This is a genomic window from Chitinophaga sp. 180180018-3 (assembly GCF_037893185.1).
Taxonomy (GTDB): Bacteria; Bacteroidota; Bacteroidia; order Chitinophagales; family Chitinophagaceae; genus Chitinophaga.
Genome location: NZ_CP140772.1, coordinates 4,571,655 through 4,586,446, shown reverse-complemented (window position 1 = coordinate 4,586,446; position 14,792 = coordinate 4,571,655). Strand labels below are relative to the sequence as shown.

General features: G+C 45.3%; 12 protein-coding genes. 10 read left to right on the top strand and 2 right to left on the bottom strand.

What is annotated here, in order from left to right; translation table 11 throughout:
- Positions 1 to 12: 12 nt before the first annotated feature.
- The 10 genes from UNH61_RS17880 to UNH61_RS17835 all read left to right on the top strand — a co-directional run bounded on the left by UNH61_RS17880 (position 13) and on the right by UNH61_RS17835 (position 12,229).
- Positions 13 to 1,611 carry a RagB/SusD family nutrient uptake outer membrane protein gene (locus tag UNH61_RS17880; RefSeq protein ID WP_326993344.1) on the top strand — a complete coding sequence of 533 codons (1,599 nt, stop codon included), beginning with the start codon at positions 13 to 15 and terminating at the stop codon, positions 1,609 to 1,611.
- A 201-nt stretch (positions 1,612 to 1,812) separates the two neighbouring features.
- Positions 1,813 to 3,090: a Gfo/Idh/MocA family oxidoreductase gene (locus tag UNH61_RS17875; RefSeq protein WP_326993343.1), complete on the top strand. Its 1,278-nt coding sequence runs from the start codon at positions 1,813 to 1,815 to the stop codon at positions 3,088 to 3,090.
- A gap of 16 nt (positions 3,091 to 3,106) precedes the next feature.
- Positions 3,107 to 6,463, top strand: a complete 3,357-nt coding sequence (locus tag UNH61_RS17870) for a DUF1080 domain-containing protein (RefSeq protein ID WP_326993342.1) — start codon at positions 3,107 to 3,109, stop codon at positions 6,461 to 6,463.
- 260 nt (positions 6,464 to 6,723) lie between these two features.
- Positions 6,724 to 8,226: a hypothetical protein gene (locus UNH61_RS17865; protein WP_326993341.1), complete on the top strand. Its 1,503-nt coding sequence runs from the start codon at positions 6,724 to 6,726 to the stop codon at positions 8,224 to 8,226.
- Positions 8,227 to 8,282: 56 nt separating this feature from the next.
- Positions 8,283 to 8,705, top strand: a complete 423-nt coding sequence (locus UNH61_RS17860; RefSeq protein ID WP_326993340.1) for a hypothetical protein — start codon at positions 8,283 to 8,285, stop codon at positions 8,703 to 8,705.
- Positions 8,689 to 9,189, top strand: coding sequence for a hypothetical protein (locus UNH61_RS17855; protein ID WP_326993339.1), 501 nt, complete (start codon positions 8,689 to 8,691; stop codon positions 9,187 to 9,189). Before UNH61_RS17860 ends, UNH61_RS17855 begins: the two co-directional genes overlap by 17 nt.
- A 149-nt stretch (positions 9,190 to 9,338) precedes the next feature.
- Positions 9,339 to 9,926: a hypothetical protein gene (locus UNH61_RS17850; RefSeq protein ID WP_326993338.1), complete on the top strand. Its 588-nt coding sequence runs from the start codon at positions 9,339 to 9,341 to the stop codon at positions 9,924 to 9,926.
- 673 nt (positions 9,927 to 10,599) lie between these two features.
- A complete protein-coding gene (locus UNH61_RS17845) occupies positions 10,600 to 11,136 on the top strand; it encodes a hypothetical protein (protein WP_326993337.1) in 537 nt (178 codons plus the stop codon).
- 297 nt (positions 11,137 to 11,433) lie between these two features.
- Positions 11,434 to 11,718: a hypothetical protein gene (locus tag UNH61_RS17840; protein ID WP_326993336.1), complete on the top strand. Its 285-nt coding sequence runs from the start codon at positions 11,434 to 11,436 to the stop codon at positions 11,716 to 11,718.
- A 148-nt stretch (positions 11,719 to 11,866) separates the two neighbouring features.
- Positions 11,867 to 12,229 carry a hypothetical protein gene (locus UNH61_RS17835; RefSeq protein WP_326993335.1) on the top strand — a complete coding sequence of 121 codons (363 nt, stop codon included), beginning with the start codon at positions 11,867 to 11,869 and terminating at the stop codon, positions 12,227 to 12,229.
- 130 nt (positions 12,230 to 12,359) lie between these two features.
- Here UNH61_RS17835 and UNH61_RS17830 read toward each other — a convergent pair whose 3' ends face one another.
- Positions 12,360 to 13,148: a M90 family metallopeptidase gene (locus UNH61_RS17830; RefSeq protein WP_326993334.1), complete on the bottom strand. Its 789-nt coding sequence runs from the start codon at positions 13,146 to 13,148 to the stop codon at positions 12,360 to 12,362.
- Complete coding sequence (locus UNH61_RS17825) at positions 13,145 to 14,767, bottom strand: M28 family metallopeptidase (protein ID WP_326993333.1); 1,623 nt, start codon at positions 14,765 to 14,767, stop codon at positions 13,145 to 13,147. The genes UNH61_RS17830 and UNH61_RS17825 overlap by 4 nt, the downstream gene beginning before the upstream one ends.
- Between the last annotated feature and the right edge of the window lie 25 nt (positions 14,768 to 14,792).

Sequence of the window (14,792 nt, the reverse complement as noted above, 5' to 3'; positions counted from 1 at the left end):
AATTTTTTTAGTATGAAGATGAAACTCCACATGACTATGATATTGGGGCTCTTATTGACAGTGGCCCCGGGGTGTAAAAAATTTCTTACGCATGATAACCCGAGTGGTGTAACTGATGCAGAGTGGTGGAAAACAGAGGGGCATGCCTACAATGCTTTGGCTTCTATTTACGCAGGTGTACCTGCTGGTTCGGGTGGCCGGAACGTAATGTTCTGGTCGGGCCTGAGTGATGAAGCGGTTTGCCGGGGCGACTTCCGTGGTAACTATGATATCTATACCCGCGGACTGCAAAACCCTACCTGGGATGTAGCAGAATGGATATGGCGTGATGACTATATTGATATCCGGCGGGCGTGCAGGTTTCTGGAAAATGTAGATAAATGTTTTATGGACGACAAGCTGCGCACCCGTATGAAGTTTGAAGCAAGGGCACTGCGCGCATATTATCATATGGAGATCATGCTTTTCTTCGGTGATATTCCCATTGTGACAAAGTCGATAACGCCTGCTGAAAACCACCTGAAGCGTGATGGGGTAGATAAGGTATATCAGTTTATCCTCAGTGAGTTGCAGAGCTGTGCCGACAATCTTCCTAAAGAATACGACAGTGATGAAACCTGGAGGATTTCTGCAGGTGCCTGTAATGCTTTGATTGCGCGGCTGGCGCTGTATTTTCATCACTATGATGTGGCAAGGGATGCAGCCGCCAAAGTGATCAGCTCGGGCGTATATGAATTATATCATAGTCAGAAGCCGGATGTTAACCACTATGCAGAGTTATTTAGCTACACCGGTAAACTGAATAAGGAACGTATCTTTTTCAGCAGTAATGGTTGCAGTAATGCCTGGACTACATTCGCACCTTATGGTATTGGCGGAGAAACTTATGTATCGCCCACGCAGCCGGTAGTAGATAATTTTGAGACAATGCAGGGCAAAACACCGGCAGAACTGGGACCTGATTCACTGGCTATTTACAGGAAGCAGCCTAATTATAATAATAATCGTGATCCGCGTTTGAGCGCTTCCATATTATATCCGGGAGAATCGTTCCTCGATGCTAACTACATATTGGCGCCATTCGATAATGCTACCACCAATACCGATAAAATAGGCGTGCAAAAATCCACTGCCACAGGTTATTGGATAAGGAAGTACCTGGATGCCCGCGATCGTCAGAGCAGAACAGGTTCGCTCGATTTTATGATTATACGTTATAGCGAAGTGTTGTTGTCGTATGCAGAAGCACTGATTGAGCTGGGCGACTGGCAAAATCCTGCGGTAGTGAATGCCGTTAATCAGGTACGCAGCCGGGCAGGCATGCCGGCTGCAGATCAGCAACGATATAACAGCCAGGATATGTTACGCAAACTGGTTCGGCGTGAAAGGCAGTCGGAACTTGCGTTTGAAGGTCAACGTTATTTCGATATACGCAGATGGGGTATTGTAAAACAGGTGATGAACGGAGAAGTATATGGGGCCACCAATCCGGCTACAGGCGTAGCTGTGAAAGTGCAGGACCGCGCATATACCGATCGCGATTACCTGTGGCCGGTGCCTGAAAAAGAAACTTTATCAAATCCTGATATGGTACAGAACCCGGGATATTGATGAGTGTTTTTTTTACCGCTCATCACAAAATTCTTTTTTGAGCTTGTATATCACCTGGTATCATTATAACTTACCAGTCTGAAGGCCAGAATCTAACAAGACAGTGAATATAGTATTATAAGGGTGAAAATTACACCAATCGATGAACGAAGTTATCAAGGCTTTAGCTAAAACTATCCAGGCATTCAATTAAACAAGAATATGGCGAAACAAAACAGTGATTCAAGGCGGGCATTCCTCAAAAATTCCCTTGGGGCGCTTGCTGCATTTACTATTGTGCCCAGACATGTGCTGGGCCGCGGTTACCTGGCGCCCAGTGACCAGCTTACCAAAGCCGTAATTGGCACCGGAGGTATGGGACGTGGCCATTTCGGCTATGCAGGTACCCGCGTAGTGGCTCTTTGCGACGTTGACAGCAGTCATCTCAAACTGGCAATGGATCAGTTGGGAGAAAAAAGCAGAGGAGTCAAAACCTTTTCTGATTACCGCGAAGTAATCACCCTGCCGGAAGTGGATATTGTGCATGTGGCTACACCGCCGCACTGGCATGGTATTATCGCAGCAGATGCTGCACGTGCCGGTAAAGATGTATGGTGCGAAAAGCCCATGACCGCTACAATAGGAGAAGGCAAACGTCTTGTTGAAGCCGTACAGCAACATGGCAGGATATTCCGCCTGAATACCTGGTTCCGTTTTGAAGACCGTTTCTATGGAATGGGCACCACTGTTAAGCCAATCAAGAAACTGGTGGAAAGTGGATTACTTGGCTGGCCATTGAAAGTTACGGTGAGCAGGCATACAGGCTTCGACTGGAAATTTTATTGGGTGGGTAAAACCAATCTCGAACCAATGCCGGTGCCTAAAGAGCTGGACTATGACATGTGGTTAGGCCCTGCACCTTACCGTCCTTATAACCCGCACAGGGTACATCAGACCTTCCGCGGTTACTGGGATTATGATGGAGGTGGATTAGGTGATATGGGACAGCACTACCTTGATCCCATACAGTATTTCCTGGGCAAGGACGATACCAGTCCGGTTAGCGTGGAAGTAGACGCACCGCAACAGCACCCGGATGCAGTAGGTACCTGGAGAAGGATTACTTATACATATGCAGATGGTTGTCAGATTATATTAGATGGAGAAGGAGCGGACGAAAAAGCGGCTTATATCGAAGGGCCCAATGGTAAGCTATATCCTGGTTTCCGTTCCGACATTCCGGATCTGGAGAAAAAGCTGGCAGCATTCCCTGACCCTGCACCGCAGCAAACCGACTTTGTTGATGCAGTGAAGCGCCGCCGGAAATTTGCGCTGAATGAGGAAAATGGTCATCGTTCCGCCACTTTGGTGAATATGGGTAAGATTGCATTGCGACTGAACCGTTCGCTGAAATTTGATCCTGTAAAGCAGGAATTCATTGACGACGCAGGCGCCAATGCGCTTATTTATCAGCCTATGCGTGGACCGTGGACCATTTAAAACTTGTAATTGAATTATGAAAAAAATATCATCCTTACTCATCGCAGCACTCGTTGGCTGGAACAGCCTGGTTTCCGCGCAGGGGCCATCGGACCAGCGGGCGTTTCATACAAAAGTAGCAGATATACTGGCCCTGATGCCATCGCCTGATAAGTCCCAGTTCAACTCGCACATGGAAACCATTGGCGGACTGGGAGAAGAAGGGCTGGTAGCCATCGCCGGTATGATGGCGGCTCCCGGAAAAGGGAATAATACCCAATTGGAATATGCATTGGCGGGATATACATTTTATGTAACCCAACCAGGCAGGGAAGCTGCCCGTAAACAGGCCTCAGAGGCTCTCTGTAAAGCACTGGGTAAAGCAGCAGACCCGGAAAATAAATTCTTCCTGATCACCCAATTACAAACACTGGCGGAAGATAATGCGGTAAGCACACTTCAGTCGTACCTGACTGATGCCCGTCTTTGCGACCCGGCTGCCCGTGCCCTTGTAAAAATTAATACGGCTGCTGCGCAGCAGTCGTTAGCCGCTGCGCTGGCATCAGCCGGTGGTAATAATCGTATCACCCTTACCGAAGCGTTGGGGGATAGCCGTTATGCTCCTGCTGCCGCTGTTATTGCACCGCTGGCTGGCAGCGACGATAAGAAGCTGGCCAAGGTAGCGCTTTATGCCCTGGCGCAGATCGGCGCACCTGCCTCTGCTCCGGTATTGGCAGCTGCCGCAGCTAAAAGTGGTTATACGTATGATGTAACAGATGCTACGGCATCTTACCTGTATTATGCAGGTAATCTGTCAGATAAAGCTGCAGCAGCTAAAATAGGAGATGCGCTCCTGACACAGGCTAAAACAGTAGCGCAGATACCTACACGCACGGCAGCATTAAAGCTGATCACCGCTGCACGCGGAGAACAAAGTATGCCGCTGTTACTGGCAGCAGCAGACGATAAGAACAACGCTTACCGCGATGCAGCCCTGAAGTTTGCAGGTCAGTATAACCTGGCAGGTAACGCAGGGTGGCTGAAGAAGCTGGCCGGCGCTGATAATGCTGGTAAAGCAGCTGTAATTGGCATGCTGGGCGATAACAAAGTAGCTGCGGCATTACCGGCGCTGCTGAAATTATTGTCGGCTAAGGATGAAGGCGTGAAGCTGGCGGCTATTAAAGCAGCCGGACAAATAGGCGGTGCGAAGGCGTTGCCTGCATTACTGCCGATAATGAAAACCGGAAATGCAGCTACCATAGATGCAGTGAAGAAAGCACTGCTGATTATGCCTGGCAGCGAAGTGGCCGAACAATCAGGCGCTGCGCTGGCTTCCATGCCGGCAGCTGCACAAACTGCACTACTAACGGTATTGGCTGCACGTAAAGCGGATAGTCGCGTTAACGACGTATTGCCGCTTACAGCAAGTACTGATGCCGCTACCCGTAGCGAGGCAATCAATACCCTGAAAGATGTGGCCACCAAAGCCAATCTTCCTGAATTGTTTACGTTGCTGAATAACACCGGCAACGAAACAGATTTGTCTAATATACAGGCAGCATTGATCAGCGCAGGCGCTGGCAGCAGCGATGTAATGGCGCAGATGAAGCAGGCAGGCGCCGGTAGCCAGGCCCGCTATCTTCCTGTACTGGCTGGCATAGGAGATAAATCCGGTTTATCATCCGTACTGGAAGCATTCAATAACGGAGACGCAGCTACGAAAAAAGCAGCAATTGCTGCTTTATCTTCCTGGAAAACTCCGGCCGCCGCACCAGCGCTGTTACAGATAGCCCGTGATAACGCCGCCTCCCGCGAAGACGCGCTGGCAGGCTACGTAGGACTGACACGCAGGTCTTCTTTCCACGCAGATCAGAAACTACTGATGTACCGTAATGCCATGGAGCTGGCTACAGCCCCTGCTTTACAGCAAAAGATACTGGAAGGCATCGAACAATGCAAAACGTTGCCGGCGCTGCTGTTTGCCGGTAATTATCTCGATAATGCGTCCGTGCAGCAGGCAGCTGCCAATGCAGTGATGAACATTGCGCTTGCAGATAAGAGCTATAGCGGCGCTATAGTGCGCAATCTGCTGGAAAAAACAGCACAGGTACTGAAAGGACAGGATGCAGATTACCAGCGCCAGTCGATCCGAAAATACCTCGCGGAAATGCCGGCCGGAGAAGGTTTTGTACCTATGTTCAACGGCAAAGACCTGACAGGCTGGAAAGGCCTCGTAGAAAATCCGGTTGCCCGTGGTAAAATGGATGCGAAAACCCTGGCTAAGGCGCAGGACAAGGCAGACGACATCATGCGTAAAGGCTGGTCCGTGAAAGACGGGCTGCTGGTGTTCAACGGTCATGGCGATAACCTGTGTACAGAAAAAAAATACGGTGATTTTGAAATGCTCGTTGACTGGAAGATCACCCCTCAGGGCGACGCAGGTATCTACCTCCGTGGCTCGCCGCAGGTGCAGATTTGGGATACTTCCCGCACCGATGTAGGAGCACAGGTAGGATCGGGCGGATTGTACAACAATCAGCACCATGAGAGCAAGCCGCTGAAACTGGCCGACAACGCCATCGGAGAGTGGAATCACTTCCGCATTCTCATGAAAGGCGACCGCGTAACTGTATACCTGAACGGAGAGCTGGTAACAGACAATACCATCCTGGAAAACTACTGGGATCGCGGATTACCGATCTTCCCGGAAGAACAGATAGAATTGCAGGCACATGGCACCTACGTAGCGTACCGTGATCTGTATATTAAGGAGCTGCCACGTCCGAAACCATATGTGCTGAACGACGAAGAGAAGAAAGCCGGATATAAAGTGTTGTTCGATGGAACCAACATGCATGAGTGGGTAGGTAACACCAAAGATTACGTAATCGATAATGGCGACCTGGTTATCTTCCCGACCAACGGTGGCCACGGTAACCTGTATACGAAAGATGAATACAAGGATTTCTCTTTCCGTTTCGAATTCCAGCTTACTCCCGGAGCGAATAACGGATTGGGTATACGTGCACCGCTGGAAGGCGATGCGGCTTATGTTGGAATGGAATTACAGATCCTGGATAACGAAGCGGACGTCTACAAAAATCTGAATGTATACCAGTACCACGGTTCCGTATATGGGGTGATCCCGGCTAAGCGTGGTTTCCTGAAACCAGTAGGAGAGTGGAATATAGAAGAAGCCATTGTCAAGGGGACGCATATCAAGGTGATATTGAATGGTACCGTTATTATGGACGGCGATATTGCTGAAGCAAGGAAGAATGGCGCCATGGACCATAAGGACCATCCCGGGCTGAAGAATGAAACAGGCCATATCGGATTCCTGGGGCACGGATCAATAGTGCGTTTCAGGAATATCCGTGTGAAAACATTGTAGTTTTATATTGAGTATGAGAACCGTTCCTGCGTCTGCAGGAGCGGTTTTTTATGGGCGTAATTTGCCGTATTTTGTTTCCTCAAAAATTATCGGAATCGTAATAAAAATATTACTATTATTGCAAGAGAGTAGCAATTGAATTTACCCAAAAAAACATAACTGTAGATTTAACCCGTTACCAGATAATGTCATAACTCCTGGGGTCACTTTTAATTTTACGAGTATTGTTGGCTTTAGGTGGAATGTGTAAATAACGACCTATGAAGTATCGTTTTATCCTTGTTAGTTTACTGTTGGTATACATATCCAACGCCCCAACCCCGGTATCTGCCGGCGGTGCGTATCCTGGCGCAAATATCCGGGATAGTCTCCTGAAACATAATCCTGTTACAAAAGCCAGGGATAGCCTTGTGCAGAAAGCAAACCGCATTCCCGCGAAGTACCTGTCGCAGGTAAAGCAGAAAACAGACAAGATGGAGCGGATGATCACCAGGCGGAGTGAACAGGCGCTGACCCGTTTTATGAAGCAGGAAGAAAAGCTGAAACGCAAGTTAGGCCGGATCGACTCACTCCGGGCCAATAATCTCTTTGCCCATTCAATAGATTCGCTCGGTAGCCTGAAGACCCGGGTAAAAGGTAAACTTGGAAAGTTGGGAAGTGTGATGGACCAGTCCGGGGGAGGGCTTTACCTCGACAGCCTCGGCAACAGTCTTTCTTTCCTGAAAGATTCCAAAGGCCTGCTGGAACAATCGAAAGGAGTTACTGATAAACTCAATGGTTCACTGAAATCAGTGGAAGCGTTAAAAGATAAGCTGCAACAAGCGGAACAGATAAAGGCGTTTATACGTGAACGTAAACAGCAGTTAAAGGAGCAATTGAGCCAGTATACCGGCTTTGCCAAGGATCTGCAGAAGATGAACAAAGAAGCTTATTACTACGCACAGCAGCTGAGGGAATATAAAGAAGTATTGAAAGACAGGAAAAAAGCAGAGCAGAAAGCGATGGAGATTATCCGGAAAGTACCTGCTTTCAATGATTTTATGCAGAAGCACTCGCAGCTGGCCAGTCTTTTTAACATACAGGGAGCCACTGCTTCTGCCCAGAGCCTCGAAGGATTACAAACCCGCAATCAGGTAGAGCAGCTGATCCAGCAGCGCCTGGGTGGCGGTCCTAATGCAGGTGCAGCCGTGAGTCAGCAGATGGCGGAGGCGAGAAGCCGGTTCGAAGAGCTGAAAAGCAAGTTCCCCGACCTGGACAATGCCGCAGAAATGCCGGACTTTAAACCGAAAGAAATGAAAACGAAAAGCTTTTTACAACGGCTGGAGTTTGGCAGTAATTTACAATTTCAGCGGAGCAACCGTTTCTTCCCGACAACCAGCGATCTGGCGGGGCAGGTAGCGTATAAGTTCCACAAGAATGGGAGTGTTGGCGTGGGGATGTCTTATAAACTGGGTATGGGAACAGGGTTCAATGATATTCATTTCTCCGGCCAGGGTATGGGAATACGTTCATTCATCGACTGGAAGCTGAAAGGGACTTTCTTTATGAACGGCGGGTATGAGCAGAATTATATGCCTTCTTACGAAGGGCTGGCAGATGGCCAGGGGCAGAAGTGGACGCAGAGTGCGTTGGTGGGAATTAGTAAGAAGTATAAGATCAATAGTAAGCTGAAGGGAAATATGATGGTGTTGTTTGATTTTTTGTATAACTCGCATGTACCGAGGACTGATCCGGTGAAGGTGAGGTTAGGGTATAATTTTTAGAAGTTTGTGTTGATTTGGCTTTTGTCAGTGAATTTAATAACCTATATCTGATTTAAATGAAAGCAATATCTGTTAGCAAGGTGTTTTGTTTGTTCCTGCTTTTTCTGAATCTGAGTACTGTAACAGTTTTTTCGCAGGTAGACGCTAAAATAGTTCCTCCAAGGCCGGTTCCGCCATCGCCTGAAGTTGGATCATTGTTCAAATTCAGCGAATTACCCGTGACGCATTATACCGGGTTACCTCAGGTGAATATCCCTGTTTATGAATTAAAGCTGAAGGAGATTACTATTCCTGTTGGGCTTCAGCATCATACAGGAGGGGTAAAGATAGACGAGGTGGCTTCCTGTGTTGGTATGAACTGGAATCTTACAGCAGGTGGAAGCCTGAATGTGATGGTAAGGGGCAAGGAAGATCTGATGGCAGGATATCCTGTAGAAACCCACAAACTCAGGAATTACTACCATGAAGCTAAAAAATAATCCAGATATTGTCTTATTGCTGCTTTTCATAATCACTTGCACTGGATGCAACAAAGTATTCTTTGTCGATAAATCAAGGGTCCTAAGAGAAATGAGTGGGTACATATTTGAGCAGAATAACCAGGTGTTATTCATTCCAATGGATACAAACAAGGATTTTTTAAGCCAATTGCAAGGCAAGGACGCGTATCGTATTTATGAGTATCCTGGTTATGAAGCCGCCAAATATTCTCAAGAAGATAGTATTCAGATTGAGGCACATTATTATGATTCTGTAACTAAACATGATGTTGGCATTAAAGAGAATATATATTTAGTTAGGGTTAATATTATTTATGTTGACGATAATAATAGCCGATCTCCTGAAAAAGCCAAAATTGAATTTGAATATGACGGGAAGCAATATCTATTTACAGCATATGCTAATCGATTTACTCAAGTTTACCAGGTAGTAGGAGTAACTTCGGTGTTGGATAGAAGGTGAGAACACTTCATTATTATTTTAAAAACAATGGACTATCTATTTATCCGAAATAGTAATAGAACACTAATTTTAATTTTTTAGTGAGAGCGGTCAGAAGTTAAATGGCAAGCCAGAGTACTACGCAGGGCAATTACTTAATAACAGATAATATGAGAGCATTTTTCATAGTTACTATTATAATTTTTATTTCAATATGCGGCAACTGCCAAACGCTAAGGAAGGATCTCATTACTAAAAGTGATAGGACGAAAGGCATTTCCTTTAAATTCAGCTATTCAGCCAAAGACAGCTATGGTGTTGTTAGCTTAATACTGAACAAAGACAGTACTTTTTCTTATAGTTCAAATACATTTGCAACTCATGAAATAAGTGAGGGTAAATGGAAAATGTCTAAGGGCCTGTTGATATTGGAAAGTACACTTCAAATGGATAATATTCCTACAGGGATAAGTTATGGAGGAAATAGGAAATTTGTTGATAGTTTTGATATTGCTGTTATAGAAAATATCAAATATGAACTTCTGACAGATACTTTTGTAGTTGTTAATAATGACACTATAAAATGCCTCCCAATGATTGGAAAATGTAACAGCTTATTTGAGAAGATAGATAGGGTGAAAATTGTTTTTGAGAATGGGATGTCTTCAAAATGGATTCCAGTTAAGTTTAATGAAAGAAAAATAACACTTACAGTTTTGACTGATGTTCCCATCAGTAATTATGTTGTTATGAACTAGCGAAGATTTAAGGTGAATGGAAACTATTTAAGACAGCTGTGATCGCGAATACTATTGTTAAAGGAAGGGTATTATTATCCGTTTGAACCGACGATCCTGGAGATATTTTCTAATGTTTTGAAAGGACAGTAAAATCTATTGCCAGAATATAGAAGTAAATCTATTAATGTAACAACATATTTGTTATATATAATATCACCTAATCTCTAGTGTAGTAAATGATTTTTTTATAAATGATCATATATGAATGACGCGATAAAAAACTGGTATTAGGATTGGGGCAAAATTCGCGACTGACAGAAGCAGCATTTAATGCTGTTCTCAATGAAATACCTTTTGAGCTTCCTTTAGATTATATTGATTATATGATATGAAAGGCTATAATGGGGTGGCGAAGGTTTAATAGGAGAAGATGGATGGTATGTATGTTTCTGGCCCTTGCAGGAACTATTGGAAGCTAATGAAGGCTATGCAGTGAACGAGTTTGCTCCCGAATTTTTTTTATAGGTTCCGATGAAGGGGAGCTGCCTTGGAATAAGGATAGAGACGGGTGTTTTTATAGACGTTCCTTTTATTGGAATGTCTGAGGAAGAAGCGACCGACAGAGGGAGAACATTCGAAGAGTTTTTGATATTTTTGTCAGCGCCACTGATTTTTTAGTTATATAGATAAGATGTACTCTTTCAGGAAAAGTTATGATAACATTAAGGTAATTTCACCAGGGTTAATGTTTTTATTATGTATTGTATTGTTTTCCTGTGTACGTAGTGTTGACCCTGAATTATGTGATGTTATAAATGATTTCTCAAGGAACAGCATTTATTTGCGCCTGAAATTAAACTGTCATGGTAAACAAGGTATTTATCTTGTTAGAAATATAGATTGTTACCTGTATCTTCATTCTCATTTAGACATTGATAAAGAGGAGTATAAGAAGCTTATGTTGCGGCAATTGACCTCTGAAAAGGCACTCGATATTAGAGGGAGCTATGATAGTGAATCACCATTTATTTTAGTTAGCGGCAGTTTGGATGACCTTCCTATAGATACACTATTCAACAGGTATTTTGTAAGGAGGAATAAATATTTGATATTAAATTCCGATGGCATTACTAATAACTTGAAATGGGATATTATTGCAATACTGTTCAAGAAAAATGTTTATTGTAGAGATGATGATGAAACAGGTAATTTAACAATTATCGAGTAATTGAATAATAAGAATGTGAAATTGTTGGCGAATAGGTAAGAACATCTATTCCGAGGTATTATATATTCCCTAATAGATCAATAGATACATATGAATCGGATAATGTTTCTCGGACTGATATCGTTATTATTTAGTTCCTGTAATTACGCACTATTTGTCCCCAAAAGCAACATATTTCATGTTCGTACAGGATATCTTATTTATTTCAACAACCGGGAATATTTTTCCCCAGAGAAAAAGATTAAGCAAAATGATTTTTTTTCTAAAAGAGCGAGGAAGAATGGTTATCTATTAAGTATGAGTGAGTGGGGCAACGACTTCTCAACAATTAGTCAAAAGTATATTATTGAGAATTATTGCGCTGTCAAAGATACTTCCATACTAATGGAAGATTCTATCAAAATCATTCCGGTAGAGGTTGGATCCATGCCTGCACACTTTAAAAGTAAAGTTGGTACGGCTGATTGGCAATTGAAATATAACGGGCGGGATTTCTTGCTAAAATATGCAAATACCAATAATGAATACGTTTGGACGCTATATCCAATACTCGATAGTGACAAGTCAAGAATAAAAGATTAATGCCAGATCAAATAAAGGCAGATACCTTGACAATTATTGGCGATCTAGAATCCTTTGTTCAAAGGTATAGTTTGTTAGATTGAATAGACGATTGTATACAATATCATTTTAAAAAACTTTTTTTTTCTAAAATCAATTTTGTCTTGTTATGTTCGAACGGAGATTTAAATTGATCAGAGATAGCGTTAAATCAGTCTTGATCGTCATATTTTTATCGAGTATTATTGCCGGCAGTCTGTTTTGGCTGTCGGTAAATGCCGAACGAAATAAAGCAGAAAAGCTTGATAGAATCAATCAAGGGTTTAATTATACCAAGGGGGTTATTGTTAACAAAAGTTCTTATAAAGGTCACTCAATAAAGGTAAGGTATGTAATAAACGAAACTGTCTACGTTTACGAAGGTGGTTGGGACAAAGATCCTAACAACTTATCGGTTGGAGATTCCATCAATCTGAAGTATGCTTTATCTACCCCGGAACTGGCAATTACTGAATTAGAAAATGAGTATTAAAGGACGTTTCAACAAATTTGAGATTACATATGCCTAAGTGCATTTTTGTCTCCTTACTGTTTTATCAGCTTATGGCCTGTACCAAGAGCCTGAATTCGATAAACAGATACAATCCTCCCACCCCTACTCCCTAACCCCCCCCATCCTTCTTCCCCGGATCCTGCCTGAATATCCGCGTCAACATCCTATACAACTCCGGATGCTTCTCCGCCAGCAAATCCGGCCGCTCAAAGAAATACTCCGATATCACCGCAAAAAACTCCGCCTCATTCACCGCCCCATACGGATTGATATCTGTATGCCCCTCCGAAATCTGCTGTATCGTCTGGTGCACCAGCTTCATCCACGGAATGGAATAACTATGCTCCAACAGCTTGCTCGGCAACCCGTCTATCACTCCGTCCGACTTATCCAGCAGGTGTACAAACTCATGAATCGCGGTATTGTTCTTGTCAGTTGTATTGCTGAAACCCTCTCTCAACGCACTCCTGGAAAGGATCATCTGGCCGTTGAGCGGACCGCTGCCTACCATGCCCAGTATATTACGCCGGTTACCCTCGTACTGGTAACTTTCATCAAATGTATCCGGATATAAAATTACATTGGTAAGATTGAAGTACTCCCAGTCCTTGAAACCAAAGATCGGTATGATGGCGCTCGCCGCTACCAGCACCCGGTCCAGCGGTTCTACAACAACGCCCACTCCCTCGATATGCGTTCTCTTCAGGAAACGTTGCACCATTCCCTCGAAACGCGTTTTCTCGGCAGCAGAGAGCTGCTGATAATAACGTACATGCGCTTCCAGCAGCGATTGATATTCATCCGGTACGGCTGTTTTCTTCAACTGCCTCCGTTTGTACATATTCACGAAATACAAAAAGAGGATCCCGGCTATCAGTATTAATCCAAACAAAGTCATTTTCTATACGCTTTAAACTCTGATCCCTGCTTCCAGACAGGGAAATTCTTTTCATTACTTAAATGATAACCTACGTCAAATAAAAGACGTACGTCTTCTACCATGCCATCCATCACCCAGGTTGCCGGATCAAATTCATCAGCAGGGGAGTGGTAACGCAAACGGTTATACGCTGCTATCTGCTCTTTTCCCCATCCCTGCTCATGGCCGATGGCATTAGTGCCCGCCCCGATATATAACCCCGGTACTCCCTTTTTCGCAAAGTTGAAATGGTCCGAACGGAAAAACCATCCGCCTTCCGGATTGGCCTCTGGTACGGTAATCCGCCCCTGCCGCGCTGCTGAACGGCCTGCATACTCGTCCAGCTCAGATTGCCCCATCCCAATCACCGTCACATCTTTAGTGCAACCGAAAGTATTCAATACATCCAGGTTAATGTCGGCTACTGTTTTATCTAAAGGAAAAACCGGATGCGTGGCATAGTATTCCGAGCCCAGCAAGCCTTGTTCCTCACCGGTCACCGACAGGAAAAGCACTGAACGCTCCGGCGCCACCGGCAGCTTTGTAAATGCGGTGGCCAGCTCCAGCAACCCGGCGCAGCCCGTGGCATTATCTACGGCGCCGTTGTAAATAGAATCCCCTCTAACGGTTTCGCCTATCCCAAAATGATCCCAGTGGGCGCTATACACAACGCATTCCTGCGGCCTGCTACGCCCCGGCAATATACCGAGTACATTATGCGAAGTGGATCTCTTTATGCTGTTATGAAGCGTCACCGAAGTGCGCAGATGCAGGTCCACTGCCTTAAATCCCGGGGTACGCGCCTGCTGCATAATATCGGGCGATACGCCCGCCAGCTGAAATATCTTCCCGGCGGCTTCCTGTGTAATCCAGCCTTCCAGCGCGGTACGTTGCCGGTTATTGTCGGCTGTTTGCAGGTACAATTTAGAATTCGACCAGCCACTGCGCACTACTTTCCAGGGATAGCTGGCAGCGGCTGTTTCGTGGATGATGATCACGCCCGTTGCACCCTGCCGCGATGCTTCTTCAAATTTATAGGTCCACCGGCCGTAGTAGGTCATCGTGCGGCCCTTGAACAGGGTACTGTCTGCAAATCCGGGATCGTTGATCAGCACGATCACTGTTTTCCCTTTTACATCGAGCCCTTTGTAGTCGTTCCAGTTATATTCAGGCGCTACGATGCCGTACCCGGCAAATACCAGTTCTGTACCGGAGAGACTTACTTCCGGCACGATACGGCGGCTCCCGGCCACGAATTCGTCGAGGTACTGCAGGGTTACTGCTCCTTTGGCGCCTTTGATCTCCAGGTTGCTGGCGGGTTTGCTGCCGATCGATACCATCGGTACTTCTTGGTAGTAGCTGTTGCCATTGCCTGGCCTGAGCCCCAGCTGCCTGAACTGCGCGGCTATGTATCGGATGCTGCTGTCTTCCCCGCGGGTAAAGGGTTTGCGCCCTTCAAAAGCGTCGGATGCAAGCATTTTTATATGCTGCGAGAGGCCGGCGGCATGAATTGCTTTGATGGCGGCGGAGTCCTGGGCTGCCAGCTGCAACGCCAACAGCAGGCCGGCTAATGTAAATGTTATTGTTGCTTTCAACACACCAATGGTTTGGTTTCGTGCAAAA